This window comes from Gordonia sp. SGD-V-85 (genome assembly GCF_001456905.1).
GTDB lineage: Bacteria > Actinomycetota > Actinomycetes > Mycobacteriales > Mycobacteriaceae > Gordonia > Gordonia hongkongensis.
The window spans coordinates 29,901-49,578 of the sequence record NZ_LNQO01000028.1 but is presented as its reverse complement, the minus strand read 5'-3'; the positions used below and the strand labels follow the sequence as shown (position 1 = coordinate 49,578).

General features: G+C 68.7%; 20 protein-coding genes. 8 read left to right on the top strand and 12 right to left on the bottom strand.

Annotated elements, in window-relative coordinates:
* Nucleotides 1-44: 44 nt before the first annotated feature.
* From AS181_RS22515 to AS181_RS22500, 4 genes are all read right to left on the bottom strand, one after another.
* On the bottom strand, nt 45-854 hold the full coding sequence (locus AS181_RS22515; protein ID WP_058253733.1) for a glycerophosphodiester phosphodiesterase family protein: 810 nt from the start codon (nt 852-854) through the stop codon (nt 45-47).
* On the bottom strand, nt 851-1,888 hold the full coding sequence (locus AS181_RS22510; RefSeq protein ID WP_058253719.1) for a DUF4328 domain-containing protein: 1,038 nt from the start codon (nt 1,886-1,888) through the stop codon (nt 851-853). The genes AS181_RS22515 and AS181_RS22510 overlap by 4 nt, the downstream gene beginning before the upstream one ends.
* On the bottom strand, nt 1,885-2,235 hold the full coding sequence (locus AS181_RS22505; RefSeq protein WP_058253732.1) for a rhodanese-like domain-containing protein: 351 nt from the start codon (nt 2,233-2,235) through the stop codon (nt 1,885-1,887). Before AS181_RS22505 ends, AS181_RS22510 begins: the two co-directional genes overlap by 4 nt.
* 388 nt (nt 2,236-2,623) lie before the next feature.
* Nucleotides 2,624-3,487, bottom strand: a complete 864-nt coding sequence (locus AS181_RS22500) for a S49 family peptidase (RefSeq protein ID WP_058253718.1) — start codon at nt 3,485-3,487, stop codon at nt 2,624-2,626.
* Between the two features lie 89 nt (nt 3,488-3,576).
* Between AS181_RS22500 and AS181_RS22495 the strand changes: the two genes are divergently transcribed.
* On the top strand, nt 3,577-4,323 hold the full coding sequence (locus AS181_RS22495; RefSeq protein WP_058253717.1) for a VOC family protein: 747 nt from the start codon (nt 3,577-3,579) through the stop codon (nt 4,321-4,323).
* A 95-nt stretch (nt 4,324-4,418) separates the two neighbouring features.
* Here AS181_RS22495 and AS181_RS22490 read toward each other — a convergent pair whose 3' ends face one another.
* Nucleotides 4,419-5,492 carry a winged helix DNA-binding domain-containing protein gene (locus tag AS181_RS22490; RefSeq protein ID WP_058253716.1) on the bottom strand — a complete coding sequence of 358 codons (1,074 nt, stop codon included), beginning with the start codon at nt 5,490-5,492 and terminating at the stop codon, nt 4,419-4,421.
* Nucleotides 5,493-5,543: 51 nt separating this feature from the next.
* Nucleotides 5,544-6,254, bottom strand: a complete 711-nt coding sequence (gene msrA, locus AS181_RS22485) for a peptide-methionine (S)-S-oxide reductase MsrA (RefSeq protein WP_058253715.1) — start codon at nt 6,252-6,254, stop codon at nt 5,544-5,546.
* Between the two features lie 174 nt (nt 6,255-6,428).
* On the opposite strand from msrA, the gene AS181_RS25235 reads away from it, so the two are divergent.
* On the top strand, nt 6,429-6,581 hold the full coding sequence (locus AS181_RS25235; RefSeq protein WP_165629232.1) for a hypothetical protein: 153 nt from the start codon (nt 6,429-6,431) through the stop codon (nt 6,579-6,581).
* 208 nt (nt 6,582-6,789) lie between these two features.
* Nucleotides 6,790-7,419, top strand: coding sequence for a superoxide dismutase (locus AS181_RS22475; RefSeq protein ID WP_004021423.1), 630 nt, complete (start codon nt 6,790-6,792; stop codon nt 7,417-7,419).
* A gap of 398 nt (nt 7,420-7,817) precedes the next feature.
* On the opposite strand, the gene AS181_RS22470 is transcribed toward AS181_RS22475, so the two are convergent.
* Nucleotides 7,818-8,570 (bottom strand): energy-coupling factor transporter transmembrane component T family protein, encoded by a 753-nt coding sequence (locus tag AS181_RS22470; RefSeq protein WP_058253713.1) that lies wholly within the window; start codon nt 8,568-8,570, stop codon nt 7,818-7,820.
* A complete protein-coding gene (locus AS181_RS22465; RefSeq protein ID WP_197414703.1) occupies nt 8,567-10,708 on the bottom strand; it encodes an ABC transporter ATP-binding protein in 2,142 nt (713 codons plus the stop codon). The genes AS181_RS22470 and AS181_RS22465 overlap by 4 nt, the downstream gene beginning before the upstream one ends.
* Before the next feature lie 214 nt (nt 10,709-10,922).
* Between AS181_RS22465 and AS181_RS22460 the strand changes: the two genes are divergently transcribed.
* From AS181_RS22460 to AS181_RS22450, 3 genes are all read left to right on the top strand, one after another.
* Nucleotides 10,923-11,444, top strand: coding sequence for a hypothetical protein (locus AS181_RS22460; RefSeq protein ID WP_058253731.1), 522 nt, complete (start codon nt 10,923-10,925; stop codon nt 11,442-11,444).
* A 148-nt stretch (nt 11,445-11,592) separates the two neighbouring features.
* Entirely contained in the window at nt 11,593-12,288 is a 696-nt protein-coding gene (locus AS181_RS22455; RefSeq protein WP_058253711.1) for a TMEM165/GDT1 family protein, read from the top strand.
* A 137-nt stretch (nt 12,289-12,425) separates the two neighbouring features.
* A complete protein-coding gene (locus AS181_RS22450; RefSeq protein WP_058253710.1) occupies nt 12,426-13,187 on the top strand; it encodes an SDR family NAD(P)-dependent oxidoreductase in 762 nt (253 codons plus the stop codon).
* 61 nt (nt 13,188-13,248) lie between these two features.
* Here the strand turns inward: AS181_RS22450 and AS181_RS22445 are convergent, their stop codons facing one another.
* The 3 genes from AS181_RS22445 to AS181_RS22435 all read right to left on the bottom strand — a co-directional run bounded on the left by AS181_RS22445 (nt 13,249) and on the right by AS181_RS22435 (nt 15,679).
* Nucleotides 13,249-14,424, bottom strand: a complete 1,176-nt coding sequence (locus tag AS181_RS22445) for an MAB_1171c family putative transporter (protein ID WP_058253709.1) — start codon at nt 14,422-14,424, stop codon at nt 13,249-13,251.
* A gap of 42 nt (nt 14,425-14,466) precedes the next feature.
* A complete protein-coding gene (locus AS181_RS22440) occupies nt 14,467-14,979 on the bottom strand; it encodes a hypothetical protein (RefSeq protein ID WP_058253708.1) in 513 nt (170 codons plus the stop codon).
* Nucleotides 14,980-15,103: 124 nt separating this feature from the next.
* Nucleotides 15,104-15,679: a helix-turn-helix transcriptional regulator gene (locus AS181_RS22435; RefSeq protein ID WP_058253707.1), complete on the bottom strand. Its 576-nt coding sequence runs from the start codon at nt 15,677-15,679 to the stop codon at nt 15,104-15,106.
* Nucleotides 15,680-15,973: 294 nt separating this feature from the next.
* On the opposite strand from AS181_RS22435, the gene AS181_RS22430 reads away from it, so the two are divergent.
* Nucleotides 15,974-16,939 carry a hypothetical protein gene (locus AS181_RS22430; RefSeq protein ID WP_058253706.1) on the top strand — a complete coding sequence of 322 codons (966 nt, stop codon included), beginning with the start codon at nt 15,974-15,976 and terminating at the stop codon, nt 16,937-16,939.
* A gap of 43 nt (nt 16,940-16,982) precedes the next feature.
* Here AS181_RS22430 and AS181_RS22425 read toward each other — a convergent pair whose 3' ends face one another.
* Nucleotides 16,983-18,635: a TM0106 family RecB-like putative nuclease gene (locus AS181_RS22425; protein WP_058253705.1), complete on the bottom strand. Its 1,653-nt coding sequence runs from the start codon at nt 18,633-18,635 to the stop codon at nt 16,983-16,985.
* 227 nt (nt 18,636-18,862) lie between these two features.
* On the opposite strand from AS181_RS22425, the gene AS181_RS22420 reads away from it, so the two are divergent.
* Entirely contained in the window at nt 18,863-19,555 is a 693-nt protein-coding gene (locus AS181_RS22420) for a DUF6474 family protein (RefSeq protein ID WP_058253704.1), read from the top strand.
* Nucleotides 19,556-19,678 lie beyond the last annotated feature (123 nt).

Below are 19,678 nucleotides of genomic sequence, written 5' to 3'. Positions count from 1 at the left end.
CTCACGTCGGCCCGCGGCGCCCGACAGGTCGTGCGGGCGGCAGCTCAGTCGACGGTGACCAGCCAGTCGCGCACCTTCGCCGGGTGGTTGGTGGCCAGCCATCGCACACCGAGATCGGCACACAGCTGGACGTCGACCTGCTCGTCGACGGTCCAGCAGTAGGTGACCCGACCGGCTGCGGCGGCGCGATCGACCAGGTCCGGGTACTGCCGCAGGGTCATCACCGACGGCCCGATGCCGGTCGCCCCGACGGCGGTCGCGGCGCCCCCACCCAGGACCCGGGCGGTGTCACCGAGGAGGATCGTCGGCAGCATCGGGGCGTGGCGTCGGATCCGCCAGACCCCGGCCGACGAGAACGAGATGACCACGGCGCGGCTGTGATCGGCCGACGGCGGCGTCGCCACCCCGAACTCGTGCAGCATCTCGAGGAGCTTCTGCTCGACGAGACTGCCGAACCGCACCGGATGCTTGGTCTCGATGAACAGGCGGACGGGTCGGCGCCAGTCCAGGGTCAGCGTGAGCAGCTCCCGCAGCGTCAGGATCGACGCGGGTCCACCAGCCGCATGCCAGCTCCCGAAGTCGAGCTCGCGCAGTTCGGCGAGCGTCATCTCGCTGACGATCCCCGAGCCGTCGGACGTCCGGTCGACGGTCCGGTCGTGCACGCACACGAGTTCGTGGTCGGCGGTCAACCGGACATCGCACTCGAGGCCGTCCGCACCCTGTGCGAGAGCCAGCTCGTAGGCGGCCAGGGTGTGTTCCGGACAGTCGCCCGACGCCCCGCGGTGCGCCACCACCGCCGGCTTGCCCGATCGGGAGACCTTCTCGGCCGCGCCCACGTTCACCCCTGAGTTCATCCGACCGCCACCCACCGTCTCGTCGGGACCGGGGCCGCCGCGGCGGCGTCGAACAGTGTCCGCACCCGGCGTGCCATCCAGAAGGCGAAGGCAGCCGAGACCGCTGCGCTGACGATGACCATCACCATCGCGTTCGCCCCGGTCTGCAGCGAGTCCGAGCGCCACGCGACGAGCCGGGCGATGATCGCCGCACCGGCCGCCGCATTCACCACCACCCAGGCGACCCACAACTTGCGGAGTCGTCGGCCGACGAGGTCGGCATCGAGCGCGGGGTCCTGGCCGACCCGATGCACGGCGACCTCCTGCACCACCAGCGGCGCACCGATGAGGTTGACCAGCGGCAGGCCGGCGAGCGCGGCGACCCAACCGGGCCGGCGCGGGTCGACGAGACCGGCCGCGGCGTAGGTGTCCGCGCGCAACTCCAGGACCCAGCGCATGAAAGCCAGGGTCGCCAGGACGAATGCGAGGAATGCGACGACGCCGACGAAGACGGTCAGCCAGTCGGACGCGACGATGAGGAACTCGGGCAGCGGACGGTCGCGGTTGACGACCAGCAGGAGGTAGCGCACGAGATGGACCAGTGCGGACGCGGCCAGCGCAGAGCCCGCCACGTTCAGGGCGAACTGCAGTCGGACACGCGAACTCTCGACTTTCCGGTGCGCGGTGTCGACCTCCGCCGGTTCGTCGTGCAGACCCCAGGTGGGTATGTAGACGTACCGGGGAATCAGCCGGGGGCCACGACGGCCCGAGGGGCCCCGGCGGACAGGAATCGCCTCGGGTGGGCGGCGGGCCACCCACCGTACGTTGCGACTGCGGTAGAGACGTCCGGCGGACACCGGGGCCGGGCCGGAGCGAGACGGTACGTGCGGCGGGCGCACCGCGCCGGGCGCCGGCGATCGTGCCGGCGTCTGCCGGGCGGCCAGCGCCCGCGCGGCATCCTCGACGACGCTCAGCGGTCCGCCGCATCGGGGGCAGTGTTCACGGCCGGGACGGTGCGGTGCCTGGATTCGACACCGCGGGCACAGGTCGATCATCGGCCGGCGTCGCCCTCGGGTCGTGGATCACCGATCTCGACGGGCTTGCCGTGTTCCTGCCAGGCGAGCATGCCGCCGCGGACGCAGATCCCGTCGTAACCGACCTGCGCGAGGTACTGCAGCACGCGCATCGATCGGCCGCTGGAATGGCAGACCACGTACAGATCGTGATCGGGGTCGAGTTCGGCAAGGCGGCCGGGCACCTCGGCCAGCGGGATGTGCACGGCGCCCCGGATGTGACCGGACGCCCATTCGTCGTCCTCACGGACGTCGAGCATCACCGCGTCGGTCTGCCCGGTGAAGTCGTCCGGAAGGTCGGTCACCGGCACCTGAGTGATGTCGCCCATGCTCACGTTTTCCATGGTGGCACAGAGACGGCCGGGCGCGGCGGCAGCTCGACCGGACCACTGCCCGCGCGCCCCGCTGTCGTCACCGAGACGGGTGTGGAGCAAGGCGCTATGTAGACCTACATAAATTTATCCACATGTACATTTGTCCCTCGTTCGCGCACTGACCGTCTACTTGGGGATGAGACTGTGGAATTGTGGAAAAACGCTGGCCACCGGCCCGCGACTTGTGACCGCGATCACTCGTTTAGCCGAATGTGCGCGTAGGAAATTCACGAAAGTGCACACGCCGGAACGTCGTGAACTCTTCCTTCGATGAATAGCACCTGTGGATAACGTGGGGACAATTGACAAGCAAAACCATGTGAACGGGCTGTGATCGGGCCTTTCAGTCCCGGTGGAGCAGCGACAGCCGCAACGACGGGGCGTGGTCGAATGCCGCCAGAACGCCGGTCGTCACGCTCTCCGCAAATCCGGCAACCGATGTCTGGCTTCCCACGAGTCTCATGAGCAGCGGCTTTGGCGTCTCCACGACGGTGATCTCCGCGTCGGGGTACCGCTCGGCGACGACCGAACGCATCACGCCGATCCCGTCGACGACCCCGAGTTCCGCGGCGCGGTGACCGATCCACACGTCGCCGTTGAAGAGTTCCGCGTCGGACGCGGTCAGCTTCTTCCCGCGGCGCTGCCGGACCCACGCGATGAACGCCTCGTGCAGCTGTGCCTGCAACTCCTTCAGCCATTCGACGTCCTCGGGCTGCTCGGGCGAGAAGGTGTCGAGTCGCGCCTTGTTCTCACCGGTCGTGTACAGCCTGCGCTGCACACCGAAGCGGTCGAGCACCGCCGAGAAACCGAAGCCCGACGACACGACCCCGATCGACCCGACGATGGAGGTGTGGGCGGCGAAGATCTCGTCGGCCGCGCAGGCGATCCAGTAGCCGCCGGAGGCCGCGACGTCCTCACAGAACGCGAGGACCGGCACGCCCTTCTCCGCCGACAGCTGACGGATGCGTTCGGCGATGTACTCCGACTGTGCCGGCGAGCCACCGGGCGAGTTGATGACGACCACGACGGCCCGCAATCGCTCCGTGGCGAATGCCTTCTTCAGAACCGGCTCGACGGACTCGGTGTTGACGCCGTGCTTGCCCATCCCCGCGATCCCGATCGGGCCGTCGAGACGGACGACGGCGACCTGCTCGGTCCGCGCCTTCGAGAATTTCTTCCCCACCGCCCCCAGCGGTCCTGCAGTCATCTGTCCGAGTGTAACGACGGCGACCCGCCTGCTGTTTTCCCACGCGCCGCGACAGTCCGCGACGTGGGACGCACCGTAGAATCTGCCGGGTGCAGGTGCGGTGGCTCAGCGCATTCCTCGACTTCCCCGCGGAGGTGTTCGGCAGCGAGGTGACGTTCTGGCGCGCGATCTCGGGCAGCACGGTCTCCCCGCCGCGGGGTGAGCACCGCGAGTTCGCCTCGCTGGAGCCCTTCTACGGCGACCCGCATCTGCGAGTCCAGCGGATCGACGACGGACCGGGTGGAGTCCACCTCGACATCCACACCGACGACCCGCACGCCGCCACCGCCGAGGCACAGGCACTCGGTGCGACCCTCGTCGTCGACGCCGGGACTCACCTCACCCTCCGGTCACCCGCCGGTTTCGTGTTCTGCCTCGTGCCGTGGGAGGGCGAATCGAAGCGGTCGCGGCCCATCCGTTGGCCCGGCGACACCATCAGCATCATCGACCAGCTGTGCATCGACATCCCCGCCGGCATGTTCGACGTCGAGGTCGACTTCTGGACCGGGTTCACCGGCTGGCCGACGAAGCCCCGGGGTCGGCCCGAGCTGGTCGCGCTCCGCCGCGACCCCGCGGTGACCCTAGGAATCCTGTTGCAGCGCAAGCAGGATGAGTCAGACAACGATGTGGCGACAGCGCACCTCGACATCGCCACGAATTCCGTCCCCGACGAGGTCGCACGGCACGAGGACTGGGGCGCCCGCGCGATCGAGCACTTCCCGCACTGGACGACGATGGCGGATCCGGTCGGTCGCCGCTACTGCATCACCTCGCGGAACCCGCGCACCGGCGATTGAGTCGCGGGCTCCTTCGATCCGGTGCGCAGACGTAGTGTGTCGTTGCGCTCGGCGCCACGATGTGCGACATCTGCCGGGCCCCGTCGCGACGAGCTTCAGGTATCGACCAGAAATTCACGGAGCCGATCGACCTCGGCGTCGACCTCGCGCCGTTCGGCGGCGGTCACCGGACGCAGGTACTCGACCGCCGGAACGTCCTCGGCATCGAGAGACCATGTCCCCGCGAGGAATCCGTCGAGGAACACGAATCCGGGCGACCGGCCATTGGGAGTCACGGTGCGCCGGTACATCTCCGGGTCGGCGACCCGGATTCGGTCGGCCTGGGCGCCGATCACGTGGTCGAAGGGGGCGATCAGCCGGGCCGGCGCCGGCGCATCCGGGTCGGCGAGGGCGAGACCGTCGAGGTCGTAGAGGACCTCGCCGTTCGGACCGTCGAGCCGGACGAGCTCCCAGTCGGCCTCCAGCTTCTCGACGAGGGGTCGCAACCGGGTGAGCCCGGACCACGTCTGGATGGCTTTCACGGTGGCCGGGCCGAACCCGCGCAGATACATCCGGACGAGATCGGCACGGGCTTCGTCGTCGACGACGGCCGGCACGCCCGGGCCGGCCCACTCGTCGAACAGGCGGTACGTCGGAGCGCCCCGCCCGCGCCACAAACCACGCGGGGGGACCTGGACCAGTGGCAGCCCGCACCGTGCGATGGCGGTCAGGGTCGACGCATCTTCCGCCGGATGGCGGGCAACCAGTTCGCTCCCGAGGTCGGCGACGGCGAGTTCGCGACCCGCCAGAATCTCGGCGGCGGACCGCACGACCTGCGTCGGGTCGGCGTCCACCAGTCGCTGGGCGTGGATGTCGGTGAGTCCACGCCGCAGCGTGGGCTCGGCGAGTGGACGAATCCAGCGTGCGTCCTCGGCGTCGATCAGGAAGATCGTCGCGCGCAGGAGCGTCATGCGCACGACCTCGCGGTCGGTGAGCAGATCGTCCAGCTCGAGGGGATCGAAATCCGCGATCCGCGACCACAATCCGAAGAATGCCGCCCGCGGGTCCTGGGACTGCAGTCCGACGCAGCGGTCCAGGACCTCGATGGCGTCCTCGGCGACGCGGGTGAGCAGGTGCTGACGCTGCAGCAGGGTGCGATTCCACTGCCGCAGCGAGATCCGTTCGGTCACCGCGTGTCTCGTCGGGTCTGCGACCGATGGGTACGACCGCGCACCGCGACGTCAGGCGGGGTAGGCGACACCGGTCGCGGCATGGCAGCGGTATCCATGCGGGTTCTTCGCCAGATACTGCTGGTGGTGGTCCTCGGCGTAGTAGAACCGTCCGTTGCCCGCCTGCGCCAGCGGTTTGATCTCGGTGGCGATCGCACCCTGGCCCGCAGCGTCGAGTGCGGTCTGGAAGGTTGCGGCAGTGCTGCGGACGACGTCAAGGTCCGCGTCGGTCAGGGCGTACACGGCTGACCGGTACTGGGTTCCGATGTCGTTGCCCTGACGCATCTCCTGCGTCGGGTCATGCGACTCCCAGAAGACCTTCAGCAGGCCTTCTAGATCGACGACGGCCGGATCGAAGACCACCAGCGCCGACTCGGTGTGACCGGTCCGCGCGGTGCAGGTCTCCTCATAGGTCGGGTTGGGCGTGTACCCGCCCGCGTATCCGACGGCAGTCGTGTACACACCGGGGACCTGCCAGAAGATCTCCTCGATGCCCCAGAAGCAGCCACCGGCCAGGACGATCGCGTCGAGTCCGTCGTCGAAGCGTCCGATGCCGTGTACGTGGGAGCCGTCGGACTCGGCCCGACCGCGCATGGGCGTTCCGAGAACGAGGTGCTCGCCCGGGACCGTGATCTCGGACGAGCGGCCGGGCAGTGCTGCGTCGGCGGCGACGAGATCCCGTTTGCGTGAACCGGCGGCGAAGAGCTGGTCGAGCCATGACATGCGTCGAGTCTACGCGCGGTGGGATACGGCCCGGCGACGACGAGTTGAGCTGACCGTTCGAGTCTGTTTATGATGGCGGTCACATCCGTGGCACTGTGATACCGATCACTCGAACGCCATCGCGGCCCGTCCGCCGGCAGGGATGTGCAGCCGTTCCAGGGACGAGAGGCGACGATGGCGACGCACGCGACCGGAGATCTCCGACGCGCCCCCGGGCTCGGTCGGACCGCCCCACGCGCCAACTACGACGTCGCGAGGAGTTGCCGCACAAGCGCCCTGACCATTCTCGCGCTCATCGCGGTCTTCATCCTGCTCGTCCTCATCTGAACCCAGCCGCCTCGATGCGGCCTGGTCAACTCTCAGCCGACGCACTCTCGCATCGTTGACATCTCAACCGCACTTGATGTTTCTTGGCGCGGGATTGTTGCAATCACCCATGCTCTGGGGAAGGCTGGAAGCATTCGCGTGGCGCCCGGCCGAGTCGTCGGAGCCATGCGTGGACAGGGAAACGAGTAGCACCTCAGAGAGGAACATCGTGGCTGAATACACCTTGCCGGATCTCGATTACGACTACGCGGCACTGGAACCGCACATCTCCGGCAGGATCATGGAGCTCCATCACAGCAAGCACCACGCCACCTACGTCAAGGGCGCCAACGACACCCTGGAGAAGCTGGCCGCGGCCCGCGACGACGACAGCATCGCCGGCAAGGTCTACGGACTCTCCGCCACCCTGTCGTTCCACCTGGGCGGTCACACCAACCACTCCATCTTCTGGAAGAACCTGTCGCCCAACGGCGGTGGCGAGCCCGACGGCGACCTCGCGGCCGCCCTCACCGAACAGTTCGGTGGCTTCGACAAGTTCAAGGCCCACTTCACCGCCGCCGCCACCACCCTGCAGGGTTCGGGCTGGGCGATCCTGGGTTACGACACCATCGGCGGCAAGCTCGTCATCCTGCAGCTGACCGACCAGAGCGGCAACATCCCCGCCGCGATCATCCCGGTCGTCATGCTGGACATGTGGGAGCACGCCTTCTACCTCGACTACCAGAACGTCAAGCCCGACTACGTCAAGGCGTGGTGGAACGTCGTGAACTGGGCCGACGCCAACGAGCGTCTCGCCCGCGCGAAGAGCCAGGGCAGCGGCCTGGTCGTCCCGGCCTGATCCCGGTTCGCCGAACCTCAACAGCGCCGGTCACCTTCGGGTGGCCGGCGCTGTTTGTTGTTCGGGGCCACGTTCTCTGCTGCAAGCAAACCCCTGCTCCCTGAGTAGCGACTTGAGCTTTCCTCCGCTCCCTGAGTAGCGACTTGCGAGCTTTCCCTCCGCTCCCTGAGTAGCGACTTGCGAGCTTTCCCCCTGCTCCCTGAGGTGCGAGGAGCGTTAGCGACGAGCCACGAAGGGTTTGGCGACGCATCTCACCAGGACCCTTCGTGACGGCCTCCGCAAGCTCCGGCCTCCTCAGGGAGCAGTGGGTGGGCCCGCTCCGAGACAACGAGTTCCGTAGCGGTCCACGACGGCCGTCGGGCCGCAGATACTGAGGAGCGAGCTTACAAGTGTCACCCTCAGAGAGCCAGCGTGACCGTGATTGCGACCGCGCAGGCCAGGCCGATCACGATGAGCGCCACCACATCTGCGCGCCCGGGGCCGGCCTGATGGGCGGTCAGGCGGCCGGTGCCGCCGCGGGCGGTGATCGCCTCGGACATCTCGGCGCTGCGTCGGAGCGCCGACGACATCGCCGCGGTGATCAGATCCATGATCCCCATCTCCGCCGACGGATGGTCGCTGCGGCCCCTGGCCGTCGGCCGGAGGCGATGCGCCGCACGCAGCATGCGCAACTCCTCGATGAGCAGCGGAAGACCCCTGAGGCACAACGCGATCGCGACCGCCCACTCGTCGACGGGCAGCCGGAGCCACCGCAGCGGACGCATCAGCCGCGCCAGCGCCGGCGCCACGTCGGCCATGGGAGTGGTCCAGATGACGAGGATCGAACTGGCGACGAGGACGAGTGCCAGGGTGATCGCGCGCAGGAAGACCAGGGCGCCGGGGATGCCGGCGAACGACACGTTGAACGCGACGCCGATGCCGATCAGACCCCAGAACCACCACGGCGGACGAGGTATGGCGCCCAACGGGATTCCCGCGACGAGGGCGGTGATCACCACCACCGCGGCGACCATGCCCAGCGCCGGCCACGACGGCAGCACCCAGGTCATGATCCCGAGGATCAGCACGATCACGAGTTTGGTCCCCGCCCACAGCCGGTGCACGAACGAGTCGCCGGGCACCTGCCGCAGCGGGACGGTGCGCATCGTCATCGGGTTCCTCCGTCCCAGCCGGGAGCCTGGTCGATCATCTGCTGCGAATCGGGCAGGAGACGCCCGTCGACCAGTCGGACCCGCCGGGTGCACACCGACTCCAACGACTCGAAGTCGTGCGAGATGATCACGATGGTCATCCCGTCGGCGCGGAGCCGGGCCAGCAGTGCGACGATCTCCTCGCGTGCCGGCGGATCGAGACCGGCCAGCGGCTCGTCCAAGACCAGCAGGTCGGGATGGCGCGCGATGAGACCGGCCAGCACGACGCGTCGCATCTGTCCGCCCGACAGCGCGTCGACCTTGGTGACCGCCATCCGGCGCGGCAACCCGACGAGTTCGAGGACCCGGGCGACCTCGGCGGTGCCCACCTTCTCACCACCGGCCGCCATGATCTCGTCGGCGACGGTGACCTTCTGCAGTTGCAGACGCGCGTGCTGGAATCCGAGTCCGACCGCGCCGACCCGCTCCGTCATCGGCGTTCCGGCGTCGAAACCCGCTCCGGGAGTGATCTTCTCGTGGATGTCCAGCAGACGGCAGGTACCGGTCCCGGGCGGGAGCAGGCCGGCCATGATCCACGCGAGAGTCGTCTTGCCCGATCCGTTGCCGCCGACGACGAGGAGTCCCTCGCCGCGGTAGACCGTCAGCGAGATGTCCTGCAGGGCAACTACCTCCCACGGTGAGCCCGGCAGGTGCGCATAACCCACCTGGTCGAGCACGAGGAGTGGCCCGCCGATCCGCGAGGTCGGTGCGGGCGGGGGCGACGGGCGCGGGTTCGGCGCGCCCAGGTCAGCGTCGGGACCCGGCATCCAGTCGGGCGCGTGCGGCACGAGGCGTCCCCCGGCCAGGTGGATCACCCGATCGGCCGCCGCCGCCTCGCTGCCGCGGTGCGTCACCAGGACGACGGCGATCCCGCGGCGTGCCGGGAGGCCCGCGAGCAGCGCCAGCAATTGTCCCCGGCCTTCCGGGTCGACCATCGACGTCACCTCGTCGGCGATGAGAAGCTGCGGATCCCGGGCGAGCGCCGCCGCGATCGCCAGCCGCTGCTGCTGACCGCCGGACAGGTCCGTGGTCTCCCGGTCACCGAGTCCGGCGAGACCGACCTCGTCGAGCAGTGCCTCGACGTCGACGTCGACGCCCGGCGGCAGACCCCAGACGACGTCGTCGGCGACGCGGGAACCCAGCATCTGTATCTCGGGACGTTGCAGGACGAGCGCGGTCCCGCCGTGCGCGCCCAGACCGGGCAGGCCCGGCCGGTGGACCACGCCGGTGGACGGGTCACGCCCGGCCAGGATCTTCGCCAGCGTCGACTTCCCGGAACCGTTGGCGCCGACGACGGCGACGAACTCACCGGGATCGATCCGCAGGTCGATGTCGTGCAGCACCGGGCGGGCTTCGGGCGCGTACGCGAACCCGACGCGTTCGAAGACCAGCGGAAGCGGCGCGATGCCCGGATCGTGGGCCGCGGCGACCACCGCGGCCGGGGCGAACCCCGACGGGACGGCGTCGAGCGTGTCCTCGCTCGGCACGTCCCGCAGCCTGCTGATCACGGAACCGAGGATCCACCACGCGACGAGCAGCGAGATCGCGGTGCCGAGGGTTCCCGACACCCAGACCCACACCCACCAGTCGTCGGCGATGCTCCGGCTCATGGCGTCGAGCCCATCGGCGACGCCGCCGGTCGGGCCCCATCCGTGCAGCCACTTCGCGACGCCGTGGATGGAGTTGGTCATCGCCTCGATCGTCAGCTCACGCAGCGGCACCAGGATCAGGAGGATCAGCACGGAGATCCCACCGAGCACCGGCGAGGCGACCAGCGTGGCGACCCCGAGCACACCGATCCCCCGGCCCCGGCGCTTGATGTCGCCGACCAGGCCGCCGACCAGCGCGGACCCGAGGACGGTTGCCATCGCGCCGGTGCCCGCCATCGCGAACGCCACCGCGGTGGTGGCGACCGTGGCGGTGACCAGGGCCCGCGGCCGCGTACGCGCCGCGATGAGTGCGAGCGGCACCGGGGCGAGCAGTCCGGCGGCCTGGGCCAGTGGGATGACCGACGCGATGACCACCGCCGCGACGGTCAGTCCGCCGAAGATCGCGACGGACGCGAACTCCATGGGTCGCAGCGGGGGCGAGTTCTTCACCGGTCCAGTGTGCCTGGTGTCGTCGCCCCCACCGGCGGGGACAGTGCTCCGCGACCGCCGCTGTCGTTCGTTCGCATGTTAAAGATCCATCACAACACGGTGATTCGAGTTGTCGACGCCTCGCCACCGGTGGATGGTCTTCTCACCAGGGTCGGCCGTCGGTCCCCAGTCCGTGGATCACCCCGAGGTCGTGCCCGGGTCGGAGGAGGACATGATGCAATCGATTCCGATCGGCCTCACACCGTTCCAGCACGAGGGCACACTGAACGGCATTCTCATCTCGGGCCGCTGGCCGGAGTCGACGCTCGAGTGGACGCAGACGCTGGTGGCCTCGGTTCGGATCGCCTGCCGGCCGGGTTTCCTGCCCACGACGACGATCTTCGGCGTGGTCGAGCAGCGTCCGGAGCAGGGTGAGGCGGACACCGTCGGGATGATGGTCGCGATCGGCAATGTCGTCGACGACAGCTTCGTCGAGGCGGGCCGCTTCCTGAACAATCCGCCGGCCCTGGTCATGCTGCATCCCCCGTCGCAGACGCGCCCGTCTCTGCCCGAGTGTTCGCAGGTCGCCTCCGGCTGCGTGCTGCTACCCGGACTGCCCGAACTCGGGCTCGAACACCGGGCGGGATGGGCTGAGGCGGAGGCCGACGGCACGGTGGTCAACCTCCGCAATCAGGTGGGTATCGACCCCAACGCCGACCCCGACACCGCCGTGCTGGCCATGCTTCTCGCAGCGTAGAGCGGGGCGGACGCCCGAAGGCCATACGACGGGTCACCGACCCCGTGGATACGGGTCCCCGAACATCTGATTTTGATGGCCCTACCTGCGGAAATACGGGTCTTCGACGAGTTGCGTCCGCGAGTTAGCGCTGACTAACCTGGCGTCCGTGATTGCCGCCCTGCTCCTCAGCTTCGGCGTGATCTTCGTCGCCGAACTCGGTGACAAGTCACAGCTGATGGCGATGACCTACGCCCTGCGCTATCGCTGGTGGGTCGTCCTCCTCGCAATCACCGTGGCCACCACCGCGGTGCACGCGGTCTCGGTGTTCTTCGGCCACTTCCTCGGTCTGTCGATACCCACCACGCTCCTGACGATCCTCGCCGGCCTGGCGATGCTCGTCTTCGGCCTCTGGACGCTGCGCGGAGACCGGCTCGACGACGAGGAGTCCAGTCGGGCGACCCGCGTAGGCGCCTCGGTGTTCTTCGCCGTCATGTCGGCGTTCTTCCTCGCCGAACTGGGCGACAAGACCATGCTCGCGACCATCACGTTGGCCACCGACAACGACTGGCTCGGGGTCTGGATCGGGTCCACGCTCGGCATGGTCGCCGCCGACGCGCTCGCCATCGGCGTGGGTGTGCTCCTCGGCCGCCACCTCCCCGAGCGCGTCATCGCGATCGGCGCGGCAGTTCTCTTCTTCGCCTTCGCGGCCTGGCTCATCACCGACTGTCTGATCGGTGCGTCGGTACCTGTGATCGCCGGCACGCTGAGTGCGGTCGTGATCATCACCGGGATCGGCATCGTGCTGATCCGCCGGGAGAACCGCCTCCGTTCCGACGAGAGCGTCCGAGCGCTCGTTCGGTAATTCAGGGGGTCTTTCGCGGTTGGTGCGAGTCGTCTGACTATCGTGAAACTGCAGCACGAGCCGGAGCGGCGTCGCCGACGACGGCGGCGCGGCCGGCAGGAGAACGGGTCGGGTACCGCGAAAGGATCACCTCACACATGGACGTTTCAGGCGCTTCCGTACTGGTCACCGGCGGGGCCTCCGGCCTCGGTGCGGCCACCACACGGCGTTTCGCCGCAGCCGGCGCCCAGGTCTTCGGCCTCGACCTGCAGGCCTCGATCGACAAGGCCGCGCCCACCGAAGGAGTCACGCTGGTCGCGGCCGACGTCACCGACGAGACCCAGGTCCAGGCCGTCATCGACACCATCGCCGAGTCCGGGGCACCGCTGCGTGTCGCAGTCAACTGCGCCGGCGTCGGCTGGGCCGCACGGATACTCGGCAAGAAGGGCCCGCACGAGCTCGATCTCTTCCGCAAGGTCATCGACATCAACCTGGTCGGCACCTTCAACGTCATGCGACTGGCCGCCAACCGCATGCAGGAAGAGTCCACCATCGACGGTGACGGTCAGCGCGGTGTCATCATCAACACCGCATCGGTGGCCGCGTTCGAAGGCCAGATCGGTCAGATCGCCTACGCGGCGTCGAAGGGTGGTGTGCACGCGATGACCATCTCGGCAGCCCGCGACCTCGCACGCATCGGCGTGCGCGTGTGCACCATCGCCCCCGGCACCATCAGCACGCCGATGCTGGCTGGTGTCACCCCCGAGTTCCAGAAGACCCTCGCCGAGGGCATCCCGTTTCCGCAACGTCTCGGCGAGCCCGACGAGTACGCGCAATTGGCGGAGTTCATCGTCGCGCACAACTACCTCAACGGAGAGACCATCCGCATGGACGGCGCGATCCGGATGGCGCCGCGCTAGTCCGACTGACTCGTTGGATTCACCTGAGGCGACTTCGCCCGTTCGAGGGCCGGCCGGCGCGTCACCGGTCGGCCGGCTCCTCGACCATCTGCACGGCGTCGAGCGCCCGGGCCAGTCTGATCAACGGCGCGGCATCCGCTTCGAGACCCTCGCCATCCGCCGGCGCCAGGTCTCGGACGGCACCGCCGTCACCCTCTCGCGGATCGTGTCCGGCCACGGCGGCCCGCAACAGCCTCGCCTGCACCTCGGGTTCGGCATACCCGAACACCGCCGGGACCCGAGGACTCAACTGCGTCAACGCGTCTCGGGTCTCGACGACGCGCCGATGCAATCGGGTGGTCGGTGTCAGCCGGCCGGCATCCGGTAGCACCACTTCGGGGACCGCGTCGGTCACCAGTCGCCACAGGGGCACGAGTTCGGCGTCGAGGCGTCGACGACGCCGGTTGGCCGCGACCGACTGAGCCCGCGCGTAGACCATCGGATAGCTGATCCCCACCAGGAACGTGACGACGCCGACGATGGCGACGGCCCGATTCGTCGTCAGAAGCCACGGCGACCGGACGACGTTCGTCGCGGACACGATCACGAACACGATCTGACAGACCGCGCCGACCGCGAGACACGTCAGACCCGTCATCAGAAGGCCAAGGGACACACGGAGATAGCCGTCCGCCGTCGCATAGAACTTGCGGACGCTGTTGACGCAGGCGACGAAGCCGTAGGCGAGGTAACCGCTGGCGATCAGCATGAACAGCGCGAAACCCCAGTTCTGGACGGTCCATTCGTCGATGGTCGCGGTCCGGATCTCGACCGGGATGACCAGCATGGTCACCTGCAGCCCGACGAGTGCCACGACGAGGGGCAACGCCTCCCATCCGGCCCGGCGTTCGCGCGTGACCTTCCCGGGGAAGAAGAACACCACCACGAGCGCCGCGACCCCGATCGCGAGGAGCGCGTAGAACGCCACCCTCGACAGGCCGGTGAAACCGACCTCGTTGAGCACGTCGGCGACCGAGTCGTCGACGACGACGAATGCGAGGGTCAGCGCCGCCACGGCGATCATCATCGCCAGCGGCTGCAACCCCCATCCCGCACGGCGGATCTGATCGAGGCGCCAGCAGAACGCGAAGGCGAAGACGACCGCGGCGACGGCGTTGACCGCGCCGATCCCGACGTCCACCCCGGAGGCCAGCAGATTGACCGTCGGGCCCCCGCCCGCGACAGTGATCACGCCCAACAGGGACTCACATTCTTCCCGGTGCCGCAACCGACCGGCGTGTCACAGCCATCCGCGATGACCCCCCAACAGTTTCTGGAGTCCACGCAGTTCGCCGTGCGATGCGGTGCTCCCGACGCCGGTGCCGGCGTCCTCGGCCCAGCCGAGAATCAACGAGGCGAGCATCTCGGCTTCCCACTCGGCGTCGTCGGAGTAGCACGTGCGCCGGAGCGCGGCTGCCGATTCGTCCTGCGTCAGGGCGGCGATCCCCGCCGCCGAGGCCTCACCGAGGATCTGGTGGCCGGCGATCAGATGGCCGAACTCGTGGACGACGATCTGATTGCGGTGCAAGCGTGAGGTGTGGGCCTGGTGGAAGAAGTAGTCCGCGTCGGTCGCGGCCAACCAGATGCCGTTGGGAACCCCCGCGGGCAAGGCATGCTCGATCAAGCGGATGGGCCGACCGCGACGGTCACCGTACCGTTCGCAGAGTTGAGCCACGTCGAGGGGCAGATCGAGATCGAGCCCCTTCAGCTCGGCGCGGCACAACGCGCGCAATGCGCGCTCGGATCGACGCATGAGCTCATCGAATCACGAGCGCGCACCACGCCGGAATCCACCCGCAGCGATCGACTTCGCTGGCCTGTCCGGGCCGACACCCCTCGGTCCGGAACGAATGGCTCCGCGAACGCCTCACCGGCGGTCAGTCGTCGCTGTGGTCTCCGACGACGCGAAGCCGCGAATCGGCCGACGGCTTGGTGTCGCTCAGACCGGCCGCGATCACGTCCGGCGGATCCTTGGGCAGACCCTGCTGCTCGCGCAGCACCTTGATCAGCTCGTTCACCACCGTGACCGAATCACTCGACAACCCGGCCAAGCGGAAGGCCGCCAGCTGGACGTTCGTGTCGGCCTGCAACCGCATCAGATCGATCTCGTCGCGGGTACGCTGCGCGGCCCGATCCTCGAGAAAATAGTGCACGTCGACCCCGAAAGCGGCCGCGATGCCCTCCACCGTGCGGAACGAGGGAGACTTGGCCTTCCCCGATCGCAGTTGGCTCAGATACGACTCGCCGAGCCGGAACCCCCGCTCGGTCGATCGCGCCGCGATCGCCTTCGCGCTGTACGCCCTACCGTTCGGACCAGGAACCGTCCGGAACAGTTCCTCGAGCCGCCGGGCGAACAGCCCGGGGTCGAGAGCATCCGCGTCCGTCGTCCTCGAACGATCGGAGTCGGTGCGTCCGGTGTCGCCCATAGGCTTCTCCGCCCCTCCTGAAGTCATGACAATCTTCTCCGAAACGCAAAAATTTGAATTTGCAAGCATTAAAGCCCGCTGTACACGGCCGTTGCAACGATCGGTACGATCAGAAAGTACCGGACCGCCGCGCTCTGCGCGTATCACCTGTGAAGATGGTGTAACGATCGTTAGTGTGGCGTTCTTCACATTCATGGGGGTCATGGGTTGCCGACGCGGATCCACCAGATGAACATTCGGGTTCGGCCCGCGGTGCGCGTCGATTTGCCGCATGGTGTCAGCGACGATGTTTCACCCCTTCGACTGTACGCCTGACGAACGATGAGCCACCGTCTCCCGACCCACCGCGGCGCCCGTGCCAAGCCGCGTGGTCTCGCCGTCGTTCTGATCGCTCTCGCCGCGATTCTCTTCATCGTCGTCGCGCCCGGGGTTGCGTCGACAGCCCCACCCGGCCCCGATGCGCCAGGCGCCGACTGGGCGGGTGACGCCGACAGCGATCCCGATGACACGGACGAGGTCGACGACACCGACACCGACACACCCGCGGGCTCGCCGACCGACGACTCGGACACCAGCGACCCCGAGACGACCGAACCCGAATCCACGGACCCCGAGAGCACCGATCCCGAGACCACGGACGAGTCCTCCGCACCGTCTCATCCCACGGGCTGCGGTTGTGGATCGTCGCCCATGCCGGGGACGTCGGACACGACGAGCGAGACCACGAGCACGACCAGCACCACGACGACGACCACCACCACCACCACGACGAGCACCGATGATCCGGACCCGACGACCACCATGCGCGAGACCACATCCGGGAGCGATGGCGACGATGACGACCCGTCCCGCGGCACCCGCCGGGAGGAGGACGCTCCCTCGGCGTCCGATGGCGATGTGAGCGGGTCCGACCCGGCCGGGGTCCCCCCGAACACCGGTCCGGCCGTCGCCGACGTACCGACGGTCGCCCCGCCTGGTGGAGGTGGTTCGACCGGGCCAACTCCGGACTCCGGCCCCGCGAGCGAGCCGGACACCGACCGTCGTTCTCCCCAGCCCGACACCGACGTCGAATCCGACGGCACCGACACCTCGCAGACGGTTGCGGGTGCAGCGGGACCGCCGGTCGATCCGCCGCAGACATCCCCCGGTGTACCGGAGGACTCGACGTTGACGTCGGTGCGGAAGTTCGTCCTCGGCGTGGCGCCGGGAGCACTGTTGCTGCTCGGCGCCGTCGCCCTGCTCGGCAGCGGGTCGTTCCTCGACTCGTTGCGCTCGATGCGTCCCTGACACGCGGCGACGAGACGTTCGACCCAGCGGTTCGGCTGAGTCGTCAGCTCGCCCGGAACCGGTCGAGCAGATCCCGCTCGTGCGGCACCTGCGCGGCCGCGCCGTCGGTCATCCACTCGCGCAACACTTTTGTGGCACGGACATCGTCTTCGTTGTATTCGAGAAGTCGCCGGCGCTGCCCGTCGTCGGGGCGCCCGCCCCCGAGCGCGACAGCCGCCCGGTACCACTCCATCGACGCCTCGCCGCTCGCGTCGTCGTCGCGCCACGAGAACCCCGCGACCGGCGCCACTCGTTTCAGTCCCTTGCCCCGGGGGCAGATGAAGTTCTCGCCGACCGCCTCGTAGATGTCCACCCATTCCGAGGATGCGATGAAGGCCTGGACCTCGGCGCGCGCCGGGATGCCCGGCTCGCCGGCAAATCTGTCGGCCGACCCCAGCAGCCATCGGTTCTCCGCCTGCTGGGAGTAGCAGTAGGCCGCGAACGTCTTCCCGGCCTCGCGGGCGGCGGCGCGTTCGGCCATGAGCCATCCCCAGAACTCGGCGAACGACCGCGCTTCGTCGCGCGTGGGCAGCGGGTCCCAGGTGACGAACGGGCGGTACTCGACGGGCGCGGACGAGTCGGTGGTGTCGGTGCGCAGTGTCCCCCACAGATACGCCCCGTGCTCGCCGTAGCTCTCCATGTCGACGTCGATCTCGATGTCGGCGCGGTGGACCCGCGGCGAGTCGACGCGCCGGACGAGCTCGGTGCCGGTGAGCCAGGCGATCGCGTTGATGATCGCGTCGCCGAACCGGACGCCGCCCGGCCAGCCCTCCGGTGGGGCCCCGCGCTGTGCGGCCAGTTCGTCGATCGTCGTGATCCCGGCATCGATCAGGACCGAACCCTGGTTGCCGCTCGCCACGAGACTGACGTCGCGCTTCTCCTCGAGCTCCGGTCCGCAGCGCACCCACCACGGGCACGAACGGCATTCGCTGATCCGGCGGGGCTCGGTGGGGACCTGCCCACCCGCGACCGCGAGCCGATGCTCGAGGATCGCCGAGTAGTCCTCGAGCATCGCCCCGGTGTCCAGGACGACGATGCAGTCCGCGTCCACGCCGATCACGCCGCCGCGCAACTCCGTCGTGTCGGTCGACGACGCCCTGCCGATCTCCACGAGCATGGCGGTGAGATGAGCCAGCCGGAGGTTGTCCCGTCGGTTCGGCCGGCCGGTCCGATACGGGTCGGGGCTCGGTGCCCACATCCAGAACGGACTGGTCACCAGGCTGGGCGCGCGCCCGTCCGGTTCCGGCGTCGATTTCGCCGGCTGGCTGACCCGGTGGTTGACGACGATGACCGGGGTGTAGCCGTCCCCCACCCGCACCAGCAGTTCGGAATGGCCACGGCGCCCGTGCTCCCGGTCGGTCGGCAGGGTCGCGTTCCAGATCCACGACGCCCCGGCGTCGCAGGCACGCAGCGTGGCCGCGACGCGCTCAGCGGTGCTCGCATCGGCGTCGACGACCACGAACGCGCCCGGCTGATCGCTGTGTACCCCGCGGAGCAGCTCGCGGATCGCCGCTCGGTGATCGGCCGCGGCCTCCTTGCGGCGCTGCACTCCGGGTGGATCGGGTTCGTCGGCGGGACGTCTGTCGTGCGCGAAGTCGAGGGCGACCCGGTGCTCGCAACCGGCGAGGTCGCGCGGCGACAACACGACAGGGACCACGCCATCCCTTTCCGGGCTCGAACGGACGGACACGTGGTCGGATACAACCACATGTCATGCTTGTACTTGTTATCACGCGCGCCTGACGTCGGGAGCGAAGCGAGCGGGGCCATGAAGTGCGGCGCCGGACGCGATCGAGCGAGCCGGTCGACACCGGCGCCGGGAGCGGAACGAGAGCAGGCCGGGGGTCGACTGCGGTCTTCTCGGCAGCAGCGAAAGGGCATTCGATGGGATTGTTCTCCTCCGACGGTACGACTCGTGCTCAGCGCAAGGCAGAGGCCAAGGCTCTCAAGGCGAAAGCCAAGCTGGAGGCCAAGTTCGACGCCAAGTCGCGGCGCAAGGAACACAAGGCCCGGCGTAAGAACGAGCACAAGTACTTCCAGAAGGAGATGAAGGCCGAGCGCAAGACCGCCAAGCAGCTCGCCAAGTCCCAGACGAAGGTGAGCAAGGCCGAGGCGAAGAAGTTCGCCGTCGAGGCGCAGGCCGCCGCCGACGCAAAGGCTCTCAGCCCGGCCAGTGTGAAGCGCTACCTCACCGTCGCCCGGCTCGTGGCACCGATCGCCGCACCCGTCGTCTACCGGGCCGCGGTCGCCGGACGCGAACAGCTTTCCACACTGCAGGCGAGCCGCGCGGGGGTCTCACCGGAGGTGTTGCGCCAGTTCAGCGGTCACGGAGCGACCCTGTCCGCGCGCATCGCGACCACCCGGACGGCACTGGAGAAGGTCGTCGCGCAGGACACCAGCTCCGACTCCACGGATTTCGTCGCGGCGATGACCATGCGCCTCGACAATCTGGACGTCGCGGTGCAGACCGCCGAGCCGATGTCGGCCGGTCAGCGCCGCACCGCCCACAAGTCCATCGCCGACGAACTCGAAGCCGTCGACGCCGACATCCTCGCGCGGCTCGGGGTCCGTTCCTGACCCACGGTCCGAGCCGGGTCCTCGCCGCGCCGGTGGACGGCGGCCCGTCGGGTGAGATCGGCGAGCGATCAGCGGCACGTGTGGAACAGGCTGCGGGATCCGGTCGCCGGTGCCCGGTTCCGG

Coding starts and splice junctions, on each gene's coding strand:
- AS181_RS22515 (WP_058253733.1), bottom strand. CDS start 854: ATGAACTCAGGGGTGAACGTGGGCGCGGCCGAGAAGGTCTCCCGATCG.
- AS181_RS22510 (WP_058253719.1), bottom strand. CDS start 1,888: ATGATCGACCTGTGCCCGCGGTGTCGAATCCAGGCACCGCACCGTCCC.
- AS181_RS22505 (WP_058253732.1), bottom strand. CDS start 2,235: ATGGGCGACATCACTCAGGTGCCGGTGACCGACCTTCCGGACGACTTC.
- AS181_RS22500 (WP_058253718.1), bottom strand. CDS start 3,487: ATGACTGCAGGACCGCTGGGGGCGGTGGGGAAGAAATTCTCGAAGGCG.
- msrA (WP_058253715.1), bottom strand. CDS start 6,254: ATGTCATGGCTCGACCAGCTCTTCGCCGCCGGTTCACGCAAACGGGAT.
- AS181_RS25235 (WP_165629232.1), top strand. CDS start 6,429: ATGGCGACGCACGCGACCGGAGATCTCCGACGCGCCCCCGGGCTCGGT.
- AS181_RS22470 (WP_058253713.1), bottom strand. CDS start 8,570: ATGACGATGCGCACCGTCCCGCTGCGGCAGGTGCCCGGCGACTCGTTC.
- AS181_RS22460 (WP_058253731.1), top strand. CDS start 10,923: ATGCAATCGATTCCGATCGGCCTCACACCGTTCCAGCACGAGGGCACA.
- AS181_RS22450 (WP_058253710.1), top strand. CDS start 12,426: ATGGACGTTTCAGGCGCTTCCGTACTGGTCACCGGCGGGGCCTCCGGC.
- AS181_RS22440 (WP_058253708.1), bottom strand. CDS start 14,979: ATGCGTCGATCCGAGCGCGCATTGCGCGCGTTGTGCCGCGCCGAGCTG.
- AS181_RS22435 (WP_058253707.1), bottom strand. CDS start 15,679: ATGACTTCAGGAGGGGCGGAGAAGCCTATGGGCGACACCGGACGCACC.
- AS181_RS22430 (WP_058253706.1), top strand. CDS start 15,974: ATGAGCCACCGTCTCCCGACCCACCGCGGCGCCCGTGCCAAGCCGCGT.
- AS181_RS22420 (WP_058253704.1), top strand. CDS start 18,863: ATGGGATTGTTCTCCTCCGACGGTACGACTCGTGCTCAGCGCAAGGCA.